Genomic DNA, 19182 nt, shown 5'->3' on the forward strand with positions numbered 1-19182 from the left:
CTATAAATTTCGGCATATTCCCACATTACATCTTGCATTATATTGGCAATGTTGATAGGATAATACATGCAACCGGTCTGCGGCAGACACGGACTGATGCAGCATTTTCAAAGATTTTATACCTAAAAAGGAGTCCTTATGAGACGATTGATACGGGAATTGATGGATGGCTGGGAATTTGCTTTTGATCGAAAAGAGAACCGGGATTTTCATCCGGTCACGCTTCCCCATGACTGGGCAGTTGGGAGACCATTTAACCGATGGATGGATCAGGGGCCGCAGCAAGGCTTCTTCGACCGATGGGGGGTCGGATGGTATCGCCGAAAACTCAAAATTAAACCCAGGGAAGGGAAGATATATCTGCTTTGCTTTGCCGGTATCTTTGAGAACAGTACGGTCTGGATCAATGGCCGGCTTGCCGGACAAAACCGTTACGGTTACAGCAGCTTTCACTTTGATATTACCTCTCTGTTACAGAAAGGAGTAAATCACATTCTCATCAAAGTAGACAACACTGCGAGCCCGGTAGATCGTTGGTACAGTGGCGCCGGAATTTATCGCACGGTTTCTCTCCTGGAGGTGCCGGAGGACCATTTGAATGCTGGAGATATTTTTATTAAGAGCTCTGTGAAAGGCAAAAATGCACTCCTGACGATTCAAACGGGGAAAAAGGAACGGATTCGCGCAAGGGTCCTGGATGGGGAAACAGAGTATTCCGGGGAATCCGGATCCGGGGAAATTCAAATAGCCATACCGAATGTAAAGCTTTGGAGTGCCGCTTCTCCGAACCTGTATAAGGTGGTGCTTTCATTGTATCACGGAAGGCAAGTAATAGACGAAATCACCGAAAATATTGGAATCCGTCAGATTGTAATGGATCCCCGGGAAGGGATGCTTGTTAACGGTGAAACGGTGAAGCTAAGGGGCTTGTGTATTCACCAGGATGCGGGCTGCCTGGGTACGGCTGTGCCCAGGGAAGTATGGAGGGAAAAACTTCTGAAGCTGAAAGAAATCGGTTGCAACGCCATCCGGGCAGCACATCATATCTATACGCCGGAATTTTTGGATTTATGTGATGAGATGGGATTTTATGTGTACGAGGAATGTTTCGATAAATGGACCGGAGGCGCTTATGGCCGATATTTTGCGACTGAGTGGGAAAAAGACCTTACCTGCATGGTGAAAAGGGACCGCAACCACCCCTGCATTTTTATCTGGGGCGTGGGAAACGAAGTAGAACGGCAAGGACAGGCATCCATGCTGAAGATTTTGGGGAAACTGTGTGGGAAGGTTCGGGAGTATGACACGACCAGGCCCGTCACTGTGGCCTTAAATCCGCATTATAAAAAGGAATCAAATATCAATATGTCCGAAATCAGGGACATTCAGAAATTCGTGGACGAAACGGACGAAACTGAAATATGGGATGCAGATGAAAAAATTGACCGTATTCGAAAGATCTCAGAATATGTGGATGTCATTGCTTGCAATTACCAGGAGCCGTTCTATCCGAAGATTCACGAGGCGGTGCCGGACAAGGTGATTCTGGGAACAGAAATATACCCCTATTTCAAGAGCAGCCTGAATCAGATGCAGAATTATACGGAAGAAGTGCCATGGTTGGATGTGGAGAAGTACGGATATGTGATTGGCGGTATGATCTGGACGGGAATTGATTATCTGGGAGAATCGATGGGCTATCCATCCAGGGGATGGTCGGGTTCTCTTTTCCGGACCAATATGGAAAGGAGATTCATATCCTATCTCTATCAAAGTTACTGGACAGAAAAGCCCATGGTTCGTTTTGCGGTCCTGGATTATTCCGTCCCGGACGAGGGGGTAAAGGAACACTGGGACTTTCCACACTATTATTCCCATTGGGAGTTCCCGCAATTTTCACGCGCAGTGATTCCCTTTGCAATAGCAAGCAACTGTGAAGAAGTTGAGCTGTATCTGGACGACAGAAGGTTTTATGTCAAGCGACCGGCGCAATTCCCGAACCGGCTTATTACCGGCTACCTTCCATATACGCCTGGAGCGGTGACAGCAGTTGGCCTGAATCATGGCAAACAGGTATGCCGGCATCAGTTGAAAACACCGGGGCCTGCTGTTGCACTGACGTTCGACGAGGCGGAAAAAGAAGTCTGCGCAGATAAGCCCTGTGTGGTGCAGATGACAGTACGGGCTATTGATCGGGAGGGAAATCCAATTTTCCAGGAAAACGCCGGTGTTCGGTTCCAGGTGGAAGGAAACGGCGGGATTATCGGGGTGGATAATGGGGATTTGATGTCATTGGAAACTTATCGTTCCCATGAGACACACCTGCTGCACGGGCAGGCAAGCATAGCCGTTCAACTGATCGGGGCAGAAGGACGGACGATCATCCGGGCATTTTCGGATGGTTTATTCTCTGGCCGGGCGATAATCATCAGCCGGGAAAGTCCTGAGTGTCCTACTGAAGGGTGGGGGAAAAAGGAAGAGAAGGATCTTTAATAAAAGAAATCATTTTTTCAGAAGATAAGTATCATATGAACTGGCTATGCGACAATCCAATATGACAATAACTGAGATATGTTTGGCAATATATGATGAGTTATATAAGAATATTTGTTATATAATATTTTTTAGTCTTATAATAATTATAATATCTATTGGCATTTGCTCATAAAGCATAAGACTCTTAAGTGTGTTTCAGTAAGGCTAAAATAGTATTCAAATAAAATAGGAGGTATGACAATGGGCGAAATATTCAAAAGCATTCCGAAGGTAAAGTACGAAGGACCGTCTGCAAAAAATCCTTTTGCGTTCCGGTATTATGACGCAGACAGAGTCATTATGGGTAAAACCATGAAGGAACATCTTCCTTTTGCCATGGCTTGGTGGCATAATCTTGGCGCAGCCGGTGCCGATATGTTCGGAGTGGGCACGGCGGACAAGAGCTTTGGATCGGAAGTCGGCACCATGGAACATGCCAGGGCAAAGGTCGATGCAGGCTTTGAATTCATGGAGAAACTGGGCATCGAATATTTCTGTTTTCATGATGCGGATCTGGTGCCGGAGGCCGAAACCATCTCTGAGACCAATGCACGTCTGGATACGATTTCCGATTATATCAGGGAAAAGATGAAACACACCGGGAAAAAGCTTCTTTGGGCTACGGCAAATATGTTCAACAATCCAAGATTTATGAACGGGGCAGGGAGCACCAATTCCGCGGATGTATATTGTTTTGCCGCGGCACAGGTCAAGAAAGCTCTGGATCTTACCGTAAAGCTGGGCGGCAGGGGCTATGTATTCTGGGGAGGCAGGGAAGGCTATGAAACACTGCTGAATACCGATATGAAATTCGAGCTGGAAAACATCGCGGCACTTATGAAAATGGCGGTGGAATACGGCAGAAGCATTGGTTTCAAAGGAGACTTTTACATTGAACCCAAGCCCAAGGAACCGACAAAGCATCAATATGATTTTGATGCTTCCACAGCGATTGGCTTTCTGAAGGACTATGGTCTGGATCAGGATTTCAAGCTGAATATCGAAGCCAATCATGCGACGCTGGCAGGGCATACCTTCCAGCATGAGCTGCGGGTCAGCGCGATCCACGGGATGCTGGGAAGCATTGATGCAAACCAGGGGGATTGTCTTCTTGGGTGGGACACGGATCAGTTTCCCTTTAATGTATATGAAGCAGCCATGTGCATGTATGAAGTTTTAAAGGCCGGAGGGCTGAAAAACGGAGGGTTCAACTTCGATGCCAAAAACCGGCGTCCCAGCAATACCCATGAGGATATGTTCCTGGGATATATCCTGGGAATGGACACCTTCGCCCTGGGTCTCATCAAAGCTGCTCAGATCATAGAGGACGGCAGGATTGACCGTTTTGTGAAGGAAAGATACTCCAGCTTCGAAACCGGACTGGGCGCAAAGATCAGAAAAGGCGGGACAAACCTGACGGAGCTTGCCGAACATGCCGAAAAACTGGGAGCGCCTGAGCTGCCCGGGTCCGGAAGGCAGGAATACCTGGAGAGCATTGTGAATTCCATACTTTTTGGCTAAGCAAATGTTTCCGGAAGTACCATCGAACTAAGTACCCTCAAGGACCCATCAAGGAACGGGCAGGTGTGAAATGTATTTTATTGGAGTGGATTTGGGCACCTCAGCAGTAAAACTGCTGCTGATGAATCAAAATGGTGTCTGCGTAAAGAGCGTATCAAGGGAATATCCCATTTCCTATCCGAAGCCGGGCTGGTCGGAACAAAATCCGGAGGATTGGTATCGTCAGACATCGGATGGGCTCCGGGAACTTCTCCTGGATATTGATAAATCCAGGGTGGCCGGGATTGGAGTAAGCGGACAGATGCATGGCCTGGTGGCGTTGGACAGAAGCGATCATGTGATTCGTCCCGCGATTCTGTGGAATGACGAGAGAACCGCTGAGGAGACTGAATACCTGAATCAGGAGATCGGGAAAGACCGTTTATCGGCGGATACGGCCAATGTTGCCTTTGCCGGATTTACCGCGCCAAAGATTCTGTGGATGAGGAAACAGGAACCGGATCATTTCAGGCGCATTGCAAAGATTATGCTTCCAAAGGACTATATCGTGTATCGGTGGACCGGAGTACACGCTTCCGATCCTTCCGATGCCTCGGGGACATTGCTGTTTGATGTGAAAAACAGATGTTGGTCAAAAGACATGATGCAGATATGCGGGGTCACCGAAGAACAGCTTCCAGCCGTCTATGAGAGCTATGAGGTGGTTGGAACCATGAAAGAGGAGATCGCCGGGGAATTTGGTTTACCCGGGAATGTCAAAATTGTGGCAGGGGCAGGGGACAATGCGGCTGCTGCAGTGGGGACCGGTACCGTGGGGGAAGGAAGGTGCAACGTTTCCCTTGGTACTTCCGGCACCCTGTTTGTTTCCAGTGAACAATTTGAAGTGGATAAAAACAATGCCCTTCATGCCTTTGCCCATGCGGATGGCAATTATCATCTCATGGGAGTGGTGCTCAGTGCTGCTTCCTGCAATAAGTGGTGGATGGAAGAGATCCTGAAGACGAAGGATTTTGCCGGAGAGCAGAAGGATATTCATAATCTGGGCAGCAACCGGGTGTATTTTCTTCCCTATTTGATGGGAGAGCGTTCTCCCCACAATGATCCCAATGCCAGAGCAGCCTTTGTCGGCATGACCATGGAAACCACCCGGAAGGATATGACCCTTGCCATGATGGAGGGAGTGGCATTTGCAATCCGGGATTCCTATGAGGTTGCCCGATCCCTGGGAACCGGGATAAAGAGGACCAAAATGTGCGGCGGCGGAGCGAAGAGTCCTCTCTGGAGAGAAATCCTGGCCAATGTTCTGAATCTGAAGGTGGACATCCTGTCCGTGGAAGAAGGGCCGGCACTTGGTGCTGCCATGCTGGCTGCGGTGGGCTGCAGAGCTTACGCTTCCGTGGAGGAGATTGCGGAAAAGATTGTCCAAATCCGGACTACAGTGGAGCCGGACCCTGCAATCGTTTCTCTTTATAATGAAAGATACCGGGTGTACCGGAGCCTTTATCCGGGGCTGAAGGATCTGTTTCCCAAAATGTAGATGTGTAGATGGGAGTACATTATAGGAACTTACATAGGAACTTACATAGGAACACAGGAGTGCTTTACATGGTAAAGTTCTATTCTTGAAACAATTATGCGTATCATTGAGTATGGAAGCTATAAAAACAGGATGGTGAAGAAATGGGAGCAGAAGCAGTTGAAGGAAGGACGAACCGAATCACAACGCAGGAAGCGGAAAAACGTGCGCGTAAGCTGGTGGATCAGATGACCATAGAGGAAAGGGCATCCCAGCTGAAATATGATGCACCGCCCATAGAGCGGCTGAACATTCCTGCGTATAACTGGTGGAATGAAGCCCTTCATGGTGTCGCGAGGGGCGGCACAGCCACCATGTTTCCTCAGGCAATCGGTATGGCTGCCATGTTTGATGAACATTTTATGGAGGTAATTGGGAATATCATTGCCACCGAGGGGCGGGCGAAATACAACGAAGCGGTAAAGCATGGAGACCGCGATATCTATAAGGGAATCACCTTCTGGTCACCCAATGTAAATATCTTTCGGGATCCCAGATGGGGCAGAGGGCATGAAACCTACGGCGAGGATCCTTACCTGACGGGGAGACTGGGGGTCGCTTTTATAAAGGGCCTGCAGGGTCATGGCAGATATCTGAAGTCTGCGGCCTGTGTCAAGCATTTTGCAGTACACAGCGGCCCGGAAAGCCTCCGGCACGAATTCGATGCGACAGCATCAAAGAAGGATATGTGGGAGACCTATCTGCCTGCATTTGAGGATTGTGTATTGGAAGGCAAAGTGGAAGGCGTCATGGGAGCGTACAACCGTACAAATGGAGAGCCCTGCTGCGGGAGCTATACATTGCTTCGGGATATCCTGAGGGGCAAATGGAAATTTGAAGGCCATGTTGTCTCAGACTGTGGGGCAATCGCAGATTTTCATACCAGGCACCTTGTTACCTCCACAGCTCCGGAGTCTGCCGCTCTTGCCATAAAGGCAGGATGCGATTTAAACTGCGGAAACACCTATCTTCACTTACTGCAGGCTCTTAAGGATAACCTGATTACAGAAGAGGATATCACCAGATCCGCGGTAAGAGTGTTTACCACCAGAATGAAACTGGGAATGTTTGATGAATGCGAATACGACAGCATTCCCTACTCGGTAGTGGATTCCGGAGAGCATAATGAAGCGGCATTGGAAGCCGCCCGAAAGAGCATGGTCCTTCTGAAGAATGACGGGATTTTGCCTTTGGACAAAGACAGGATAAAGACAATCGGGGTCATCGGGCCCAATGCCAACAGTCGTCTGGTTTTGAAAGGGAACTACTATGGAACTCCTTCCAGGACTATCACGCTGCTGGAAGGAATACAGGATTATGTCGGGGATGAGGTTCGTGTTTATTATTCGGAAGGCTGTCATTTATATAAAGACAAGGTGGAAAGTCTGGGGCTGAAAAATGACAGGACAGCGGAAGCACGGACCGTGGCGGAACACAGCGATGTGGTGGTCCTTTGCCTGGGTCTGGATGAGACATTGGAAGGAGAGCAGGGAGATGCCGGAAATGCCTCCGCATCCGGAGACAAGGCAGATCTGAATCTTCCGGAGGTACAGGAGGATCTGCTGGAGAAGGTAGTGGCGGTTGGGAAACCAACCGTACTTCTGTTGTCAACAGGGAGTGCTGTGAGCATCAATTTCGCCGATAAAAAGTGCAATGCCATTCTTCAAACCTGGTACCCCGGTGCCAGAGGCGGTCAGGCTGCGGCAGAATGTCTGTTTGGCGACTACTCCCCTTCCGGAAAACTGCCTGTTACCTTTTACAGAAGTGTGGAAGATCTCCCTGCATTTACTGATTACTCCATGAAGGGACGGACCTATCGCTATATGGAAACCGAGCCCCTTTATCCCTTTGGATTCGGACTGACCTACAGCAGGGTTGAGCTGAGGAATCTGAGGATTCGAAACAAGGTAACTAAGGATAGTGATATCCAGCTAACGGTGGAAATTAAAAATACAGGGAATTACGATACCGATGAGGTGGTGCAGTTCTATATAAAGGATAAATATTCCAAATATGCGGTTTCCAATCCCTGCCTGTGTGGTTTTCAACGAATTCATCTTAACAAAGGGGAAAACAGGGTGGTGGAAGCCACGATTCCAAACAAAGCCATGAATATCGTGGACGGGGAAGGAAACCGATATCTGGACAGCAAGCACTTTACCGTTTTTGCAGGAATAAGCCAGCCGGATAAAAGAAGTGCTGCCCTGACAGGCATGCAGCCTTTGTCGGTTGACATAAACCTATGATAAAGGCTGCATTTCCATTAAATTGTGCGATTCTCTTTACTTTTCAGTGAAGAGAATTGCTTCTTTTATAGCCTATCTTTTAGTGATATTATGCAAATAATAGTGAGATCGTTCATTGATATCAGATATCCTGTTAATTATAATAGAATTAGAATATGAATTACATGGATAAATTTAAAAAAATGCAGACGTTCGAAATGATCAATATAGATGAGAGAGGCCTGGACATACCTTATATAGTGCTGATATCATGGCTGTTTTATAGACTTAAGCTTAGTGGATTTAGACAAATAAAGAGGAAAGGAATGTTGGCTATGAAATCAGAAATTTTGAGAAAAAATAGCAATATAAATTATTTTAAACGATACTGGACACTATATCTTCTGATGATTCTGCCAATTGCTTTTTTTATAGTATTCCGCTATATACCGATGATGTATATACAGATAGCTTTTAAGAATTACAGTATTGTTCAGAATATCTGGCAGATGGAGTGGGCTGGAAACCATGGATTTGAATACTTTATTAAGGCTTTCTCAAATAGGGATTTCATCTATGCATTGCGCAATACTCTAATGCTGAATATGCTTGATCTGGTAATCGGATTTCCTATTCCCATTGTCCTGGCGCTACTATTGAATGAACTGCCGTTTAACGGATTTAAGCGTGTTACCCAAACGGTGATATACATGCCTCATTTTCTTTCCTGGGTCATTATATCCGGTATAGCTCTGCAACTTTTTGCACCTACAAATGGACTGATAAATATACTTCTTAATCGATTGGGATTTAACACCATACCCTTTTTAAATGAACCAACGCATTGGGTGTTTACTTATGTTTTACTGGGGATATGGCAGAGTATGGGTTGGAACACTATTATTTATATAGCTGCCTTAACTACTATAAATCCAGAATTATACGAGGCAGCATCTGTAGATGGAGCTGGCCGTTTAAGGAAGATGTGGCATATTTCGCTGCCTGAATTGCGTCCTACAATTGTTGTACTTCTTATCATGAATCTTGGCCATATTCTGGGCAGTGATTTTGACCGCCCATATGCACTTACAAACCCCCTTGTTACCAGTGTTTCAAACGTTATTTCAACTTTTGTTTATCAAAATGGTATTCGGGGTCTTCAATTTTCATTGACTACCGCTGTGGGTTTGTTTCAGTCTGTCATAGGTGTTGTATTTCTTCTTATAGCTAATTCGGTGGCGAAAAGGCTGGGCGAGAGAGGAATATGGTGAAAGGTGGTATTATACATGAGAAATACCAGAAATATAAAGCCTGGTGATTTAGTAATAGTTTTTATTTTTATAATTTTGATTCTAGTTTGTCTATTGCCAATATTAAATATTTTGGCACGCTCCCTTAGTTCTGCGCAGGCTCTTGTAAAAAATGAGGTTTTGCTCTGGCCTGTAGAATTCAATTTTGACGCGTACGAGACGGTACTGAAGGATTCAAAGTATACATGGTCTTTAGTTTGGACTGCCATTCTTACTGTAATATGTACAATTGTTTCAATGGTAATGACGGTAATTTGTGCTTACCCTCTTACCTACGATCATCTTAAAGGGCGACGATTTTTTAATACTATGATTATTATGACTATGTACTTTAGTGCAGGAACCATTCCTAATTATTTACTATATAAAGACCTGGGCCTGCTTGATAATCCATTGGTACTGATAATCCCTAATTGTCTAAGTGTGTTTAATATGATTATTATGCGGAGCTTTCTGGATGGCATACCTCAAAGTCTTCGGGAGAGTGCAGAGATAGATGGCGCAGGTCCTATACGTATTTTGGTAAGTATCTATCTTCCCTTATCGACTTCGGTAATAGCAACTCTCTCGTTGTTTTATGCAGTTGGTCGCTGGAATGGATTTTCTGATGCTTTGATGTATATGATAAATGAAAGGCGATATCATCCTATACAGCTTCTTTTATATAACATTCTAAATAATGTTACAAGCGTTGAGGTTGCCGCGCAAGAAGGATTTTCCACACCTGGTCTTTCTGACACGCTCAAGGCGGCTACTGTTATGTTTGCAACCTTACCTATCCTGATAATATATCCATGGCTGCAAAAATACTTTATTGCTGGTGTAACAATAGGGGCGGTAAAAGGCTAATTGGCCTTGATATATTTTATATAACTATGGATCTGATAAAGTGATTATGGCCCACAAAGTATTGGAGTGAAACTCTAACTTACTTTGTGAGAAATAATATAAAAAATAAGGGGGATCATTATGAAAAGGGCGAAGGCAATATCAATTCTATTAACCTGTTTTATGATACTTACAATGATTACAGCCTGTGGGTCACAGCAAGGTTCAAAATCACCGAATCAAGATTCTGCATCGACCTCTGATTTGTCCACCTCAAAAGATAAAAATAATGCTTCGGAGGATAATGGGGAACTTGTTGATGGTAAATTTGTAGAAAAAAAGTCTATCAGTGTTGAAGTTTTTGATCGTGGCAACGATGGCGGAACGCCTCCTGAAGATAACTTTTATACTGATTTTATTAAAGAAGGTATGTTACGCGATCACAATGTTGAAGTAACATTTAAAATCGTGCCCCGCTGGACTGAAGGCGAGGTGCTAAGCAATTTGCTTGCAGCCAATGATGCACCGGATGTATGCGTTACCTACAGCTATCCAACTATCCAGACTTATGCCAATATGGGTGGAGTACTGGATATGGCACCTTATTTGGAAAAAAACAAGGATTTGCTGCCTGATCTGTGGGAATTGCTTACAGATGACAATATATACTGGAATCAAGATCCTGAGAAAGGGACTATTTGGGCGATTGAAGCCCGTCTCTTTAACAATGCCGGGGTTCGGACCTTTGTCCGCGAGGACTGGCTAAAAAAGCTCAGCATGGAAGAACCTGAAAGCATTGAAGATTTTGAGCAAATGCTTTATAAATTCAAGGATAATGCTGAAATGTTACTGGGCGATGATGCAGATAAGATGACGCCTTTCAGTCTAAGTACTGATGTAGGCTGGCGAATCATGGAACTTGCACATGCTTTTATACCCGGCGATATCACGGATAGAGACAGGTATATATATGGTTTTGATGATAGATATCTATTATATCCGAATTATAAGGAAGCTGTAAGAAAGATTAATGAGTGGTATAATGCAGGCCTTGTATGGAAGGACTTTGCTCTTTATGATGCCGGGGATACTACTGAGGGAAATTTAATGAAATCGGGATATGTAGGTTCTTATATGCATAATTCTGATGATCCTTATCGCAATGGGGAAGATGGTGTACAATATAATATGCAAAAGCTGGTCGCGAAGGATGCAGCTTTTAAAACAGTTGTTTCCTTCAAAAACGATGCAGGTCTGTACAAAAAATATCTCAGTGCTCCCGTAGATCGTAAAGTATTCTTTCCTGCTTCCAATAAAGAGCCCGTGGCTTCATTGGTATATCTTGATTGGATAAGTAAATTGGAAAACCGTATGTTTCTTCAGATAGGCGAAGAAGGTTCTACCCATGAAGCCATGCCCGATGGATCGGTGAAGATAACAGCAGCCACAGATGAGAAGATAATGAATTCACCAAACAACATAGATTACACTATAACCATAAATGGCTTGAATTTGGGGGATCCGGAAAAGACCGTTCAGTCACTGGCTCAGGGCTATGCAGGTGTGGATCCGGAGTATATCACCAGGACATATGATCTTAGCGCATATGAGTATTCCGGTTCCGGTGACACCACCTGTCCGGTATTAGGAAACCGTCATTCCGGAATAACGGAAACCACGATTCCGGTAGTGGAAACCGTTTATAAATATCCTTTATAATGTATCCATGCACCGTTGGTGTAAATACATTTTAAAGGAAGTCACACCATGACCAAATACCGAGAGATTCTTAGATTATCTCATCTGGGGCTCAGCCAGCAGAGCATTGCAGACAGCTGCAGTGTCTCAAAGAAAACGGTCAATCGGGTTCTTAAGCGGGCAAAGGATATTCAGCTTTCCTGGCCGCTTGAAGCGAACCAGACTGATCAGGTATTGGCAGATATATTGTTTCCGTCTGCCAATAAGCATTCGGCATCTTCGCAAAAGCGTATGCCGGATTTCAACTACATCCGCAAGGAGTTGCTCCGCAATGGGGTCAATAAAAAGCTCCTGTGGACGGAATACATGGAAGAGTGCCGTTTAGCAGGCGAGAACCCGCTTATGTATTCCCAGTTTTGCTATTACATCCAGCAGGATGAGCAGAAACGCCGTGCAACAATGCATATCGACCGTAAACCCGGCGAACAGATCGAAGTAGACTGGGCCGGAGATCCGGCGCACATCATTGATCCGGATACCGGTGAAATCATCGACGCATGGCTGTTTGTTGGTGTTATGACCTACAGCATGTATCCTTATGTGGAGGCTTTTATTAACGAGAAGCAAAACGCATGGATTTCTGCCCATGTCCATATGTACGAATACTTTGGCGGTGTCGCTAAGATTCTTGTACCGGACAACTGCAAAACAGCCGTTATACACAATAAGGACTGGTATAACCAGCAGGTCAACACAGTTTACCATGAAATGGCTGAGCACTATGGCACAGCCATCATCCCAGCCCGGGTCAGGGCACCCAAGGACAAGCCGAATGCGGAAGGCAGTGTGAATGTCATTTCCACCTGGATTACCGCCGCATTACGCAACGAACAGTTCTTCTCAGTGGTCGAATTAAATCGTGCTATCCATGAAAAACTGGAAGAATTCAGCCATCGCCCTTTTCAAAAGAAAGAGGGCAGCCGGTTTGAAATCTTCCGCAACGAAGAACTGCCATTGCTGGCTCCCTTACCTGCGTCCCCTTACGAACTGGCGGAATGGAAACAAGCCACCGTTCAGTTCAATTATCACATATCTTGCAACGGAATGCTATATTCAGTTCCGTATGAATACATAAAACGCAAGGTTGATGTACGGATAACCGATAAGACTATTGAGATTTTCTATAACCATAACCGCATTGCCTCCCACCGCCGTCTGTATGGCCGTAAGGGGCAGTATGCCACCATTGTGGAGCACATGCCGGAAGACCATCAGAAATACCTGGAATGGAACGGCAATCGATTCCGCAGATGGGCTGAGCGGATTGGTGCCAATACGTACCAGGTCGTGGATGCCATCCTTACCTCCAAATGTGTGGAACAGCAATCTTATCGCAGCTGTATGGGGCTACTGAAGCTGGCAGACAAATATTCAGCTGACAGACTTGAAGCCTCCTGCAAAAAGGCCCTTAGTTACACGGCCTCGCCCAGCTATAAGAGCATAAAGAACATACTCTCTGCCGGGCGGGATAAAACAGCTGATACGTCCGTCGACAAAACGACGGAGTCCGAAACCAGACAGAACAGATACGCCATCACCAGAGGCGCTGATTATTACAGGAGGTAAATGACCATGACCAATCAAAGTACGATTGATAAATTAATTGAAATGCGTCTGACATCCATGTCAAATGCATTCATCAACCAGCTAAACACAACTTTTTGGTTTTTTAGGTAGCCTGCCTCTCACACCTCGACAGCCATTTTAGTATTAAGCTGATTGAATAGAGTTTGATGACTTTTTTTGCAATTGCATACGATCCAACAGCCGCGACGTTTATTCGCTTTTACCATTTTTGCATCAAGAATACAGTCCTGAGCCGACTTCCCCTTAACTCCGGCTACAGCATCCTCAAAGTTTTTATGTATTAGAGCACTGACAAGCATAATGAATGCTAGACCTTGTGTCTTGTAAAAATCGGCCTGATACAGAGCATTGTAGTCTGCCTTGTTCTTGAAATAGTTGTAATATGTCTCGATAGACCAACGCTTCTTGTAGAGCTCATAAATTTCCTGGGGTGTCTGTGCTGTCAAACTCGTCTGCAGTACGGTAACTCCCATAAAATCTTTCAGCTTATTGAAGTTTTCATCGGTATACGACTTATCCCCTCGTGCCAGGTGGCGGAGATAGTTTGCCTGCTCCGTTGAAGCCTCGTTCAGATCCCTGAACGTAAGAACTCTTTGCCCGTCTGTTATCTGTTCCCTATACTCAACCACGGAAGCTTTGCGTCCTTTTTGGTACATAAATCTTCCTGTCATCTCAAGACTGCTGACGGCCATCTTGCAGGTTGTGAGGTTTTTGGCAAGCGGTATAATGTATGAGTTGCCATTTGACGTGAACAGATTGAGGTTGTCGGCACTGTAGAATCCACGATCGACAATAAAGAGCAAATCCTTTAACTCAACCTGAACAAGCAAATCCTTAACGCTGACTTTATCCTGGCTCCCGCCTTCATATATTCTGGAAATAAGGGGCATACCGGTGTTAACGTCATATGCCATGAGAAGATTGATCTGTGGTTCTCCGATTTTCCAGAATTTATATCCCTTTTCAGCAAGATCGTTTTCCATAGAGCCACAGCCTATTACGTGCCCATCAATTGCGACTTGCCCTGAGCACTCAGTAACAAGTTTTTCTTCCAGATGGAGTATTTTTCCCTGGCGACGGCCCAGGCTATCATACAGAGAAGATAATGCGGCGTATCCCAGCTTCAGGGAAGGGTATTTCAGGGATAGATAGCTCATTTCGTAGTACTTATGTATATCTTTCATGTACAAAAAACCATGTATATAATGAATCAGTGCCACCACATATATTCTGAGGGCATCTACTTGATTGAAGCATTCTTGAAGAAGCAATAGCGTTTTCTGAGAATTTGAAAGGACAACCGCATATTCGCCAAATTCAAGAGTGGTTATTTCCTCGTCACAATTAAATCCGTTATTTGGGACGAATCCGACGCCATCCAGGATTGTTCCGATTTCTTTTCCCATTTTTGTTCGTCGTTTTCCGTCAGATCCTTTTACGCTGGAATATTCATAAACATAGTAGCGCCCGGAAATAAGTTTCACCATCGTGCCTTTTGGCTTGAATTTTAGTATGGATTCTGGCACAGAATATTTACCCACAGCCAACACCTCGTATACCTAAAATATACCTAAATTATACCACAATTTTTTTGTAATGTCAATAAGAAAAAGCGCCGATATTGCTGATGAAATGGCGCTTTTCACACATTATTTGAACTATGTTCTATCCCGATACATACCTAAAAATCATTGTTGGTGTGGCTAAACGACTCCAGGATGAAGGATATCCCTTTCGAAGACCGTTTCTCCATGCTGGTAGACATTGAATACAGCAATCGAAAGAACAACCGCTTAAAAAGGTTGATCAAGAATGCTGGATTCGACCAACCGGAAGCGTACATCGGAGATATCGATTACAAATCCGGCCGCAAGCTGAACCGGTCTCTTATCAGCAGACTGGCGACTTGCGAATATATCATTGAACACCGAAATCTTTTTATTACCGGTGCAACAGGCAGCGGTAAGACATACATGGCTTGTGCTTTTGGCATAGAGGCGTGTAAACACTATTTTACGACCAGGTATGTCAGACTTCCCGACCTTCTAATAGAACTGGAGATGGCCAGGAATGAAGGCACTTACAAGAAGGTTCAGGCCAAATATGCCAATCCCATTCTTCTCATCATTGATGAATGGCTGCTGTTGAAACCGACTGAGACAGAGCAGCACGACATCCTGGAGTTGCTTCACAGGAGGCGGAAAAGATCATCAACCATCTTCTGCTCCCAGTACCATGATAATGGTTGGTTTGATCAACTTGGCGGGGAGTCCAGCCCTCTCGCAGAAGCAATCCTTGACCGCATCAAATATGATGCCTATAAAATCAGCATAACCAGCACGGATCCGAACAACTACAGATCCATGCGTGAGGTATATGGACTGGACAAGTCCTTAAGCGAGTAAACTCGCATGCGGTTTCCCAGTTCCGGACTCTCGGTTTCCAATTTTCCGGAACTGCGGTTTCACCGCACCAGAATATTCACATATGAAGTATCTTATGGAAAGAATGCCGCTCTTGGTGAAATTAAAGCTGAGGAAGGCATGGGTACTGCATTGAGCGAAAAGCGTAATAACTTTCTGACCCAATCAATAGTGGCTTCAGTTGATAAATTTGATGAAGTGTTTGATACTGGAATGCAAGATTACCTCAATTCAGGAGGTCAAGCTATTATAGACGAGCGTAAGGCAGCCTGGGAAAAAGTTTATAGTGATAAGACCATGCTTGACTGATGTATGTTATAGGGGGAGACTCAGCAAACATGCTGCCTCTCCCCTTCAAGCCTTAGTAAATTCAGAAGGAGTTATCCCCTGCCGTTTTTTAAATATGCGACTGAAATAAAATATATCATGAAACCCTACTTTTTGCGACGCTTCCGAAACGGAAAGCCCGTCTCTTAAAAATTGTTTGGATTTATTAATTCGTATATCAATTAAATAAGAGATTACGGATTTTCCAGTTATATTTTTAAACATACTGCCCAAATAGGAAGGACTGATATCCAGGTAGTCCGCAATGTCCTGCAAACTTAAGGGCCTGGAATAGTTTTGAATCATATAATTTATCGCTTTATCTACCCTTGCAATATTGGAATAATTATATTGGTGACCATACTTACGATTGGATTCTTTATATTGAAGTAAAAGGGCCAGAATCTCCATAAATACAGCCCTCTCCTTTATAACAGCAGTAGGGGGAGTTGTGGCAGTGTTTATGGATAGTCTTAGGTTTGCTACTTCAGAGAATAAATCCAGTAATTTACGAAAGAGATCTGAGTCTTCAATGGTCTCACAGAAATCGAACGGCAGATCCTGGTTATAAAGATACCACTGTGAACCTTCCTGTACAGGACAGGTATATAAGAATTCAACAGCGAGACACTTTAAGGGATTATCCTTAGAGGTATAAGCCTCTCTTATATCATTAGGTTTATAGTATATCAGGTCTCCCTTTTTACCCTGGCACATGGAGCCATTTCTTAAAAAAGTTACTTCTCCATCATATATTATCATGAAGTTATGGAAGTCGAGTGTCGTTTTTGGCAAATACCATGATGAAGTATTAGATTCTCTTTGCACAGCATATAGAATTTTTGGGAATATTGTGTTTAAGATATTCTCAGAATGAATACTCAATTTAATCACTCCTGACTTCAATAGTTATATAGTACAAATATAATTATATAATATATGGAGCAAAATTCAAATAAAATATACAATAAAAGTACATTGCTACAGAAAATGAGCAATACGAAATAGCTAAAGAAAGGTATGAACAATGAGTAATAGAAATCATTTATATGACTGTTGGCTGGGATTTGAGAATTTATTGAACCCACCTTTAAAAGAGGAATATATGAAATACTGCAAAAACATTTATATCAGAGGGAGCAATGATATTGTATTGGCGGCTATGAATGAGCTAAAATTGGCAATAAAAAAGATATTTAATATAGAGGCGGATATTTATAGAAGACGACCCGAAGCCCCATATGTTCTTGTCGGGCGACTGGAGGATGTAGCAAATAAAGGGCATGTGCTCCAGTCAGGGTTGAAAGCGGAAGGATTCTGTATAGAGAATATTGCAGAGGATGGAAATGATGCTATACTAATAATAGGAAAGGACGGCAATGGGGTACTCTATGGGGTTTTCGATTTTATTAGATCGATTTGCTGTGGCAAAACGATAGAAGCGGCATTAAAGGTTGATTTTCCTCGTAATTCATTGAGAATTATCGATCACTGGGATAATATAGATGGGAAAATAGAACGCGGTTATGCGGGAGAATCAATTCTCTACAGGGATAATGCCATTGTTAAAGATAAGAGCAGGGTGAGAGATTATGCTCGACTTTTAGCATCTATAGGAATAAATGGCATAGTCGTAAATAATGTTAATGTACACAAGGAAGAAACAAAATTTGTTACAGAAGATTATCTTCCGGAGATAAGAGGATTATCCAATGTTTTTAGTGAATTCGGAATTAAAATCTATCTAAGTATAAACTTTGCTGCTCCCATTGAAGTTGGTAATCTCCCTACAGCGGATCCTTTGGACCCTTTAGTGAAGAAATGGTGGGCTGATACTGTAGAAACAATCTATGACTATATTGAAGATTTTGGTGGATTCCTTGTAAAAGCTGATTCGGAATTCAGGCCTGGCCCTTATACCTATGGACGGAACCATGCAGATGGAGCCAATATGTTGGGAGAGGTACTGAAACCTTATGGTGGAGTCGTAATCTGGAGATGTTTTGTATATAACTGTATCGTGGATTGGCGAGACCGATCCATGGATAGGGCTATGGCATCCTATGATAATTTTAAACCTCTGGATGGTAAGTTTATGGATAATGTAATACTGCAGGTAAAGAACGGACCAGTGGACTTTCAGGTCAGAGAGCCAGTGTCGCCGTTATTCGGGGCCATGGAACAAACCAATATGATGGTGGAGTTTCAAATAACTGTAACCGTCAACCCGGCCGTCACATTGCAGGAAAGGCGTCAGAAAGGGTACAATTTACTTCAAAAGAGTTCAAAACGCTCTAAGAAGTGTTTTGAAGCAAATTGGAGTGAATTGAGTGGATACACAAAAAATTGTGACGAGGTTCCGGCTGTCGGGCTGGGGTGAAGAGGTAAAAGAACGGATAGCCAGCGGGCAGACCGTAAACGCATTCTGCGAAGAAAAGGGAATCAGCAAAGCCACCTATTACTACAGACAGAAGAAAGTACGGGAAGCTGCCTGTAGGGGGCTGTTGGAGAAACAAGGCGGCGAGGGTGGGCTTGTGCCGAACGGATGGACGCAGCTTGAGGAGCCTAAACTTGCCGCTGCTGCCGAAAGTATACTGACCATCGAAATCGGCGGCTGTCATATCAAGGTAACTGCTTCGACGGATTTGGAACTGCTGGCGAAGGTCTGCCGCGTACTGAGGTCGCTGTGATGCGCTTCGACGAAAAGCCCGTGTATCTGTGCTGCGGATGCACGGACATGAGGAAATCCATCAATGGGCTGATGACGCTTGTGCAGCAGAGCTTTTCTCTGGACCCTTTCGCCGATGCGCTGTTCGTTTTCTGCAACCGAAACCGTGACCGCATAAAAATACTTGAATGGGACGGCGACGGCTTCTGGCTGTATTTCAAGCGGCTGGAACGCGGACATTTCCGTTGGCCGTCGTCGGATGGAGAAGCGACAATGGCGCTGAACAGCGAAGAATTATCCTGTCTGATTGACAGTGCAAGGCTTGCAAAGAAGCTCAGCCGAAGCGAGGTTTCCGAACGTAAAATTTCGTAAAATATCGGGTGCAAAAAAGCCGATTTTTCTTGATTCCATGCGGTTTTTACGG

General features: G+C 44.5%; 14 protein-coding genes and 2 pseudogenes. 14 read left to right on the top strand and 2 right to left on the bottom strand.

Annotation, left to right across the window (positions count from 1 at the left end; genetic code table 11):
* Positions 1-138: 138 nt before the first annotated feature.
* From QBE55_08640 to QBE55_08680, 9 genes and pseudogenes are all read left to right on the top strand, one after another.
* Positions 139-2493, top strand: a complete 2355-nt coding sequence (locus QBE55_08640; protein WZL77632.1) for a glycoside hydrolase family 2 TIM barrel-domain containing protein — start codon at positions 139-141, stop codon at positions 2491-2493.
* A gap of 243 nt (positions 2494-2736) precedes the next feature.
* Positions 2737-4056 carry a xylose isomerase gene (xylA, locus tag QBE55_08645; protein ID WZL77633.1) on the top strand — a complete coding sequence of 440 codons (1320 nt, stop codon included), beginning with the start codon at positions 2737-2739 and terminating at the stop codon, positions 4054-4056.
* A gap of 70 nt (positions 4057-4126) precedes the next feature.
* Positions 4127-5593, top strand: coding sequence for a xylulokinase (xylB, locus tag QBE55_08650; GenBank protein ID WZL77634.1), 1467 nt, complete (start codon positions 4127-4129; stop codon positions 5591-5593).
* A 143-nt stretch (positions 5594-5736) separates the two neighbouring features.
* Positions 5737-7878, top strand: coding sequence for a glycoside hydrolase family 3 C-terminal domain-containing protein (locus QBE55_08655; GenBank protein WZL77635.1), 2142 nt, complete (start codon positions 5737-5739; stop codon positions 7876-7878).
* A gap of 305 nt (positions 7879-8183) precedes the next feature.
* Positions 8184-9128, top strand: coding sequence for an ABC transporter permease subunit (locus QBE55_08660; protein WZL77636.1), 945 nt, complete (start codon positions 8184-8186; stop codon positions 9126-9128).
* Positions 9129-9143: 15 nt separating this feature from the next.
* Positions 9144-10016, top strand: coding sequence for a carbohydrate ABC transporter permease (locus QBE55_08665; protein ID WZL77637.1), 873 nt, complete (start codon positions 9144-9146; stop codon positions 10014-10016).
* 120 nt (positions 10017-10136) lie between these two features.
* Complete coding sequence (locus tag QBE55_08670; protein ID WZL77638.1) at positions 10137-11714, top strand: sugar ABC transporter substrate-binding protein; 1578 nt, start codon at positions 10137-10139, stop codon at positions 11712-11714.
* Between the two features lie 48 nt (positions 11715-11762).
* A complete protein-coding gene (istA, locus tag QBE55_08675; GenBank protein WZL77639.1) occupies positions 11763-13319 on the top strand; it encodes an IS21 family transposase in 1557 nt (518 codons plus the stop codon).
* Between the two features lie 6 nt (positions 13320-13325).
* Positions 13326-13406: pseudogene (locus QBE55_08680) on the top strand (AAA family ATPase).
* 32 nt (positions 13407-13438) lie between these two features.
* On the opposite strand, the gene QBE55_08685 reads toward QBE55_08680, so the two are convergent.
* Positions 13439-14881: a transposase gene (locus QBE55_08685; GenBank protein WZL77640.1), complete on the bottom strand. Its 1443-nt coding sequence runs from the start codon at positions 14879-14881 to the stop codon at positions 13439-13441.
* 162 nt (positions 14882-15043) lie between these two features.
* On the opposite strand from QBE55_08685, the pseudogene QBE55_08690 reads away from it, so the two are divergent.
* Positions 15044-15745 (top strand): annotated as a pseudogene (locus tag QBE55_08690) (ATP-binding protein).
* Between the two features lie 6 nt (positions 15746-15751).
* Positions 15752-16072: a hypothetical protein gene (locus QBE55_08695; protein WZL77641.1), complete on the top strand. Its 321-nt coding sequence runs from the start codon at positions 15752-15754 to the stop codon at positions 16070-16072.
* 45 nt (positions 16073-16117) lie between these two features.
* On the opposite strand, the gene QBE55_08700 is transcribed toward QBE55_08695, so the two are convergent.
* A complete protein-coding gene (locus QBE55_08700; GenBank protein WZL77642.1) occupies positions 16118-16975 on the bottom strand; it encodes an AraC family transcriptional regulator in 858 nt (285 codons plus the stop codon).
* A 142-nt stretch (positions 16976-17117) separates the two neighbouring features.
* Between QBE55_08700 and QBE55_08705 the strand changes: the two genes are divergently transcribed.
* The 3 genes from QBE55_08705 to tnpB are packed head-to-tail and all read left to right on the top strand — an operon-like array spanning position 17118 to position 19130.
* Complete coding sequence (locus QBE55_08705) at positions 17118-18470, top strand: alpha-glucuronidase family glycosyl hydrolase (protein WZL77643.1); 1353 nt, start codon at positions 17118-17120, stop codon at positions 18468-18470.
* On the top strand, positions 18421-18780 hold the full coding sequence (locus QBE55_08710; GenBank protein ID WZL77644.1) for an IS66 family insertion sequence element accessory protein TnpB: 360 nt from the start codon (positions 18421-18423) through the stop codon (positions 18778-18780). Before QBE55_08705 ends, QBE55_08710 begins: the two co-directional genes overlap by 50 nt.
* Positions 18780-19130, top strand: coding sequence for an IS66 family insertion sequence element accessory protein TnpB (gene tnpB / locus QBE55_08715; protein WZL77645.1), 351 nt, complete (start codon positions 18780-18782; stop codon positions 19128-19130). The genes QBE55_08710 and tnpB overlap by 1 nt, the downstream gene beginning before the upstream one ends.
* Positions 19131-19182 lie beyond the last annotated feature (52 nt).

This window comes from Eubacteriales bacterium mix99 (assembly GCA_038396605.1).
Classification (GTDB): Bacteria; Bacillota; Clostridia; order Caldicoprobacterales; family DTU083; genus UBA4874.